The following is a 7,172-nucleotide window of genomic DNA, read 5'->3' as shown; positions in this document are numbered from 1 at the left end:
ACTAAGAGATACATATATTATAGTGGATGAAGGAATAGGGTGTTCACTGGCGATGGGATGCTATTTTGATCATCAAGTAAACAAATGGAAGGTGTTTGAAAATGGAGACAGGGATGAACACTATATTCTTTTAGAAACTTCCAGTGAAGACGAAGCTTTTGATCGCTTGAATTATATGATGATGGAGAATATAAAATGGCATGAAGAGGAAGAAAAGAAAAGACAGCAATATTTACGGGAAAGGCAGGAACGAGAAAGCAAATTGCCGCTAGAAGAGCAGAAACGTTTAAAAGAAGAACGTGAAATGGAAAGCAAGGCGAGTAAAATCAGACAGGTGTTTTTCTGTAATGGTTTTACGGATGAATGGATAAAAGGGAAAAGAGGGACGGAATATTATGTTGTTCGTCGGGATAAAAAGATGTACTGCCATCCACGATACATCAAAGAAAAACGAGCATTTGTAATAGAAAGTGCAACAAATAAGCAGGATGCAGAAAATGAGATATTAAAAGTCGACCCGGATATATATTATATGGATGAACCGGAGAAGGAAATGATAGAGCGTCTTAGAGCAAATGTGAAGCAAAATTATAGAAAGAAGAAAGAGTGAGATGGGAAAGCTGAGTGGGATATATGAGGTGAAGCTATGAGGAAGCAAGAATTTCTAAAAAAATTAGATGAATTAAAACCACAGTTGCAGAATGTGGTGATAGCGCAAGTGGATCAAGGAAGAGGCTTTCCGTATGCGATAGGCTGTAATTGGAATGAGAAAGATCAGCAATGGAATATATATAGGAACGGTGACAGGGATGAGCATATGATAATTTTTCGAACATCTGATGAAGATGAGGCGTTTGATTATTTAATGGAGATGGTGGAAATGCAGCTCGAAATCCATCAAAAAGATTTAGAGGTGAAAAAACGGCGTCAACAGGAAAGAATGGAAAGAGAGAGCAAACTGCCGCTAGAAGAGCAGAAACGTTTAAAAGAAGAACGTGAAATGGAAAGCAAGGCGAGTAAAATCAGACAGGTATTTTTCTGTAATGGTTTTACGGATGAATGGATAAAAGGGAAAAGAGGGACGGAATATTATGTTGTTCGTCGGGATGGAAAGATGTACTGTCATCCACGATATATCAAAGAAAAACGAGCATTTGTAATAGAGAGTGTAACAAATAAGCAGGATGCGGAAAATGAGATATTAAAGGTCGATCCGGATATATATTATATGGATGAACCGGAGAAGGAAATGTTAAAACGATTAGATGAGAATGTAATGGCAAATTATATGTGAAATTAATTAATGTATGAAGACTTTCCCTGATGGTAGCAGGAAGTCTGCCCAGAATCTTTTTTATATCCCGAAGAGTAAAAAGTCATTTTGCCTCGGAAAATAAATTGATTCATGAGCATACCTCGCATCCAAAATTTGTCATGCAATTTCAGTTGAAGATTTTTCTCATCAGGTGTAAAATAAAGCTATCAAATTGAGTGACAAATCGGCAGTACTGGTATAAATTGCCAGACAGATAAGGGGGTTGCCGGGGGAGTCGTTTGTGTCGGGGCGTTGCAGACGGCTTCTGCCAAAGTATGCGATTACTTTGCTTTGTCGCATTACGCTTCGGAATGGAGGTTTATCATGGCTAGGTTTACATTACCAAGAGATTTGTATCACGGTAAGGGAGCACTGGAGGCACTCAAGGATTTTGAGGGTAAGAAGGCAATCGTCTGTGTAGGCGGTGGTTCCATGAAGAGAAACGGCTTCCTGGACAAAGCAATCGGATATCTGAAAGAGGCTGGAATGGAAGTGGATCTGATCGAGGGCATTGAGCCGGATCCGTCTGTGGACACGGTTATGAAGGGTGCAGCAAAGATGCAGGAGTTTCAGCCGGACTGGATCGTTGCGATGGGTGGTGGTTCGCCGATTGATGCAGCGAAAGCGATGTGGATCAAATATGAGTATCCGGACGTGACCTTTGAGGATATGTGCAAGGTATTTGGTCTGCCGAAGCTTCGTACCAAAGCAAAGTTCTGTGCGATTTCATCTACCTCAGGCACGGCTACCGAGGTGACTGCATTTTCAATCATTACCGATTATGAGAAGGGGATCAAGTACCCGATCGCCGATTTTGAGATTACGCCGGATGTAGCGATCGTTGATCCTGAGCTGGCAGAGACGATGCCGAAGAAGCTGGTTGCTCATACCGGAATGGATGCGATGACGCATGCGATTGAGGCGTATGTTTCCACAGCAAATTGTGACTATACCGATCCGCTTGCGCTGCATGCGATCAAGATGATCCAGAGAGATCTGGTCGGTTCGTACGAGGGCGATATGGAGAAGAGAGACAATATGCACAATGCACAGTGTCTTGCCGGCATGGCATTTTCCAATGCACTTCTTGGTATTGTTCATTCAATGGCGCATAAGACAGGAGCTGCATTTGCCGATTACGGTGCACATATTATCCACGGCGCCGCCAATGCGATGTATCTGCCAAAGGTAATTGCATTTAATGCGAAGGATCCGGTTGCAAAGGAGCGTTATGGAGAGATTGCAGACTTCATGAAGTTGGGTGGCAGCACGGATGATGAGAAGATTTCGCTTCTGATCGATTATCTGCGCGGCATGAATGATGCACTCAATATTCCACATTGTATTAAGAACTACGGAGCGGACAGCTATCCGACTGAGGAAGGCTTCGTGCCGGAGGATGTGTTCTTAGAGCGTCTGCCGGAGATCGCCGCCAATGCGATACTGGATGCATGTACCGGTTCCAATCCGCGTCAGCCGTCTCAGGAAGAGATGGAGAAGCTGTTGAAATGCTGCTACTATGACACTGAGGTCGACTTCTAATGAGAAATCTTCTCAATAAATATAAATGAGAAAAATGAGTTAGTAAGGTTTTCCTCTTGTAAAAAATGAAAAATTGTATTAGAATGTGGGTATACCAAGAAAAGGAGGATTTTTAAAATGGCATATGTTATTGGAGATGATTGTGTAAGTTGTGGCGCTTGTGCAGGCGGATGTCCTGTAGGAGCTATTGCAGAAGGTGCTGAGCACTATGAGATCGATGCTGATTCCTGCATCAGCTGTGGTGCTTGTGCTGGTACATGTCCTTCTGGAGCTATTTCAGAGGAGTAATTTACTACACATGAATTACCGGACTGTCCTCGATGGCTTCACCGTGGACAGTCTTTTCCTTTTCAAAGCAATGAGAAATGTCAAATTATTACACAGTTTCCGACAGGGGCTGTTCGATTAATGGAGGATTCAAATGGACGCAAGAGTAAATAAAGATATGATTATCAGTGATATGCTTCAGATCGATCCGGGTATTGCCGCAGTATTGATGGCTTCCGGTATGCATTGTGTAGGCTGTCCTGCATCTCAGGGAGAGAGCCTTGAGGAGGCCGCTATGGTTCATGGTCTCAATGCAGATGAACTGATCGAGAATGTAAACGGATATCTGGCTAAGAAATAATCCGTCAGACCGACACGAATAAAACGCTTCCCCGGCTGCACCCGGGGAAGCGTTTTTTCGTATCGGGAACACAGGATCAGATACTTGCCAGAACCTGAAGCGCATGCTCCTCGATCAATGGTTCGTAATGTTCCTCGTAGTAGGAGTGGCTGGCGTACATGTTGTGAACCGGACGTCCATACTCACTCATAATATTGCAGATTTTGTTAAACTCCTCCGGGCTGTGCTCGGATTTGTGGGCGATCAGATAGTACAGTCCGGACTTCTCGTCCTTGTATACGGTATTGGAACCGTGGTAGGTATAGATGAGATACTCTGCCAGACTTGTGAGATCGGAAAGGTTCCGGAAAGAGAAGATCTTGATTACATCGTGACTTGCGGTGTAGTCTTTGGTCTTTGGACGGTGTTCCATACCAAGTGCTTCTGAAAGAGAGATGAAATCGCCATCGGAGCTGCTCCCGGAAGGATTCTGTGGGAGTGCGGAGACTGCATCTGCTGCCGGCTCCGGTTCCATGAGAATATCGCTGTCAAACAGATCAAGTCCGGACATATCATCATCGAGAGTGAACATATTATCGTCGTCATCACCGTTTTCAAAATCGGAATCATCATCGGTAAAATGAGAGAAACGGGTATCCAGCTCATCCGGGTCATCAACCTTCGTAATGACAAGCACCAGACTGTCCGGATACATCGGGATCGCTTCCACCATAAGAGGGATGTCCTCTGCCTCAAAGCCAAACTCGTAGGATGCCTGCTGCATCATGTCGCGAAAAAGAGCCTTTGCCTTTTCACTGCCATAGGCAAGCTCGCTGATACGAAGTTCGCGGTCGCTTAAATCCTTCTGGTTCAAAGTGCATCGAATCTGATGATCATTGATTTTTTCGATACGCATAGGCTCACTTCCTTTCTATCTTAAATATGCATAATCACAGTAAAATGTCTGTTCCTTTGGTTAGTCTGATTATAGAATATTCTTACGCATAAGTCAATTTTCGAGAGCTTACCGATTACAAAGAAGATCGTTTTGCGCTCCCTATTATTTTTTGTGAATTTTCACCAGGAAATACTGCCATTATTTTGTCTCTTTTCTATTATCTGTAATTTCAGTTCTAAAAATGATTAAAAACTGATTTTATGAACCTGCATTTTGTGAAAACAGCACAGAAAACGGAGCGCTTTTTCGGCGCGAAACGCCCATTTTATGGGTTGTCACGAGTGATTCGTGTGTCGTATAATCAGTGCAGGAGAAAACAAACCTGGAAATTTAAGAAAGGAGGTTTTTGGTAAAAGTCAGACAACAGATTCACTTATCCGGCGTATTCAGGGAGGAATTTCTCCGGTTGGCAGTGGTATTTCAGGAGGATGACATTGAAACGTATCACAGTATGTACTTCCGTGTCGTCCGTATAATAGGAGGGTGTGTCATTGAATAACACAGGTGATTTGAAAGAACAGATGTATTCGTGGATTCTGGCAGAGATGGAACAGGCAGAGGCGGCAGGCATGAGTGTTTCCGTGGATGGGGAACCCTACACGCTGGCAGAGACAGACAGGCTCTATCAGGTGATGGAGGATGCCTACTATATGAAAAGCTATGTCGGTGACCAGAAGGGACGGATCACGGAGATTGATTTTGAACACTTGAATCAGGTCTGACAACTGTGGTAGATTAAATGCAGTATATGTCATGTTATGTGCGGATAGAAACCTTATAATCAAAACGTAATAATGAGTGTGCTTTCTGATGAACCGCCGGCCCGGGCAGCAGAACAGCACACTTATTGTAATATTCCGGGGCGGATGGACACAGGATTGATTGTCAAAAGGAAAAGTGATATAATTTTGTTTAAGTATTTGAACTTGGAATTTTTACATTTTGAATAGAAGAGAGGTACGGAGCCATGGAAAAACGACAAAAGAAATTGATCATTCCCTTTATAGCACTTCTGGTTCTTGCAATCCTTATTACCGGTATTGCGCTGCTCGTGAAAAAGTATATGCCGAGCAGTAAGGAGATGTCCTTAGATGATTATTTTAAGGTATCAAAGGGGGAGATGCAGGTGATCCTGCAGGATCAGATTTATGATACGAAGGCACTTTATGATAACGGTGAGATCTATGTGGATTTCGGTCTGGTACATGATTCGCTTAATTCGAGATTTTACTGGGATGCGAAGGAGAACCAGCTTTTGTATACCACATCGACTGCAGTGATATCTGCGGCGGTGGACAGCAGCGATTATTATACGAATAAGAGTAAGTCTTCCATGGATTATCCGATTGTTAAGGTCAGCGGAGATAATGCCTATGTTGCGTTGGATTATGTGAAGCAGTATACGGCTCTGGATTATAAGAAGTACAAGAACCCGGACAGGGTTGTGATTACATACCGTTATAACGAGAAGGCGGATTTTGCCAAAGCGAAGAAGAAAGCGAAGCTGCGTTATCGTGCAAGCATCAAGAGTGATATTCTTGTGAATCTGAATGAGGGTGATGAGGTAAGTGTTCTGGAGCAGGGCAGTGAATCCACCTCCGGGGATAGCAGTGCGGCATCTTTTGATAAGGTAATGTCAGCAGACGGCGTTGTGGGTTATGTACGTAAGAAGGATATCGGTAAGCTGTATCAGTCCGAGTATACGACTGATTTTAAGGAAGAACAGTATTCCCATATCTTAAAGGACGGCAAGGTGAATCTGGTATGGCATCAGGTGACAACGAGTGCAGCCAATGATAATGTGCTCAACCTGCTCAATGCAACGAAGGGCGTTAATGTCGTTGCTCCGACATGGTTTACGGTTTCCGGCAATCATGGAGAGATCACCTCACTTGCCAGCGATACATATGTGGCGAGAGCCAGAAGCCTTGGTGTAGAGGTGTGGGGCGTATGCAATGATTTCAGTAATGACAGCAAGATCGGCAAGGTGCTTGGAAGCACTACAACGAGACAGAAGCTGGAGAAGAACCTGATCGCAGAGGCGATCAAGTATAGTCTGGATGGTATCAATATTGACTTTGAACATGTCAGAAAGGCAAATGGCGATGATTTCATCCAGTTTATCCGTGAATTGGGTATTATGTGCCGTAACAATGGTGTGGTTCTTTCGATTGATAACTATCCACCGACATCCTACTCCATGTACTACAACCGCAAGGAACAGGCAGCGGTGGCAGATTATGTGATCACGATGGCGTATGATGAGCATTATGCTGGTTCCGAGGAGGCAGGTCCGGTATCTTCCCTGAATTATGTGAAGGATTCCACCGTCAATACACTGAAGGAAGTGCCGGCGGAACAGACGATCATTGCACTGCCATTTTACAGCCGTCTCTGGAAGGAGACAACGAAGGATGGCAAGGTGAAGCTGACCTCCGAGGCATACGGTATGCGTTCCGCAAAGGAGAATATGACCGATGCGGGAGCTGCCTTTGCATGGGATGACAGCACAGGAACCAACTATGCAGAATACACCAGGGATGGTGTTGTCTATAAAATGTGGCTTGAGGATCAGAAGTCTCTCGAGGAGAAGATGAAGACAGTATCAGACAGCAAGACTGCAGGGTATGCATTCTGGAAGCTTGGTCTGGAGGATTCTTCCGTATGGGATATGATCATTAAATACATGTAGTTTTCGTATATTATTCTATCTGTTTTGGAATATTCATAATATGAAACAAAAGGATATA

General features: G+C 43.8%; 8 protein-coding genes. 7 read left to right on the top strand and 1 reads right to left on the bottom strand.

All coding sequences use genetic code 11. The features are described from left to right. The 5 genes from DXA20_RS14305 to DXA20_RS14285 all read left to right on the top strand — a co-directional run. Window positions 1–610: hypothetical protein (locus DXA20_RS14305; protein WP_207664229.1), on the top strand; the 610-nt coding region annotated here is incomplete at its 5' end. A 36-nt stretch (window positions 611–646) separates the two neighbouring features. After that, complete coding sequence (locus tag DXA20_RS14300) at window positions 647–1,294, top strand: hypothetical protein (RefSeq protein ID WP_118561682.1); 648 nt, start codon at window positions 647–649, stop codon at window positions 1,292–1,294. A 345-nt stretch (window positions 1,295–1,639) separates the two neighbouring features. After that, on the top strand, window positions 1,640–2,857 hold the full coding sequence (locus tag DXA20_RS14295) for an iron-containing alcohol dehydrogenase (RefSeq protein WP_022305292.1): 1,218 nt from the start codon (window positions 1,640–1,642) through the stop codon (window positions 2,855–2,857). A 117-nt stretch (window positions 2,858–2,974) separates the two neighbouring features. After that, the gene (locus tag DXA20_RS14290) at window positions 2,975–3,145 is read left to right on the top strand and encodes a DUF362 domain-containing protein (protein ID WP_022305293.1); all 171 of its coding nucleotides are present in this window, start codon (window positions 2,975–2,977) and stop codon (window positions 3,143–3,145) included. Window positions 3,146–3,278: 133 nt separating this feature from the next. Further along, window positions 3,279–3,485 carry a DUF1858 domain-containing protein gene (locus DXA20_RS14285; RefSeq protein WP_022305294.1) on the top strand — a complete coding sequence of 69 codons (207 nt, stop codon included), beginning with the start codon at window positions 3,279–3,281 and terminating at the stop codon, window positions 3,483–3,485. Window positions 3,486–3,561: 76 nt separating this feature from the next. Here DXA20_RS14285 and DXA20_RS14280 read toward each other — a convergent pair whose 3' ends face one another. After that, window positions 3,562–4,380 carry an adaptor protein MecA gene (locus DXA20_RS14280; RefSeq protein WP_022305295.1) on the bottom strand — a complete coding sequence of 273 codons (819 nt, stop codon included), beginning with the start codon at window positions 4,378–4,380 and terminating at the stop codon, window positions 3,562–3,564. Between the two features lie 533 nt (window positions 4,381–4,913). On the opposite strand from DXA20_RS14280, the gene DXA20_RS14275 reads away from it, so the two are divergent. Further along, entirely contained in the window at window positions 4,914–5,144 is a 231-nt protein-coding gene (locus DXA20_RS14275; RefSeq protein WP_022305296.1) for a hypothetical protein, read from the top strand. A 245-nt stretch (window positions 5,145–5,389) separates the two neighbouring features. Continuing rightward, window positions 5,390–7,114, top strand: a complete 1,725-nt coding sequence (locus DXA20_RS14270; protein WP_022305297.1) for a glycosyl hydrolase family 18 protein — start codon at window positions 5,390–5,392, stop codon at window positions 7,112–7,114. Window positions 7,115–7,172 lie beyond the last annotated feature (58 nt).

Origin of the sequence: Roseburia sp. AM59-24XD (assembly GCF_003478445.1) — a bacterium.
GTDB lineage: Bacteria > Bacillota > Clostridia > Lachnospirales > Lachnospiraceae > Jutongia.
This window is presented reverse-complemented; position numbering and strand designations above follow the sequence as displayed.

What these genes read in the sequence shown, in the direction of transcription:
- DXA20_RS14280 (WP_022305295.1), bottom strand. Translation starts at nt 4,380, where the DNA reads ATGCGTATCGAAAAAATCAATGATCATCAGATTCGATGCACTTTGAAC.
- DXA20_RS14270 (WP_022305297.1), top strand. Translation starts at nt 5,390, where the DNA reads ATGGAAAAACGACAAAAGAAATTGATCATTCCCTTTATAGCACTTCTG.
- DXA20_RS14300 (WP_118561682.1), top strand. Translation starts at nt 647, where the DNA reads ATGAGGAAGCAAGAATTTCTAAAAAAATTAGATGAATTAAAACCACAG.
- DXA20_RS14285 (WP_022305294.1), top strand. Translation starts at nt 3,279, where the DNA reads ATGGACGCAAGAGTAAATAAAGATATGATTATCAGTGATATGCTTCAG.
- DXA20_RS14290 (WP_022305293.1), top strand. Translation starts at nt 2,975, where the DNA reads ATGGCATATGTTATTGGAGATGATTGTGTAAGTTGTGGCGCTTGTGCA.
- DXA20_RS14295 (WP_022305292.1), top strand. Translation starts at nt 1,640, where the DNA reads ATGGCTAGGTTTACATTACCAAGAGATTTGTATCACGGTAAGGGAGCA.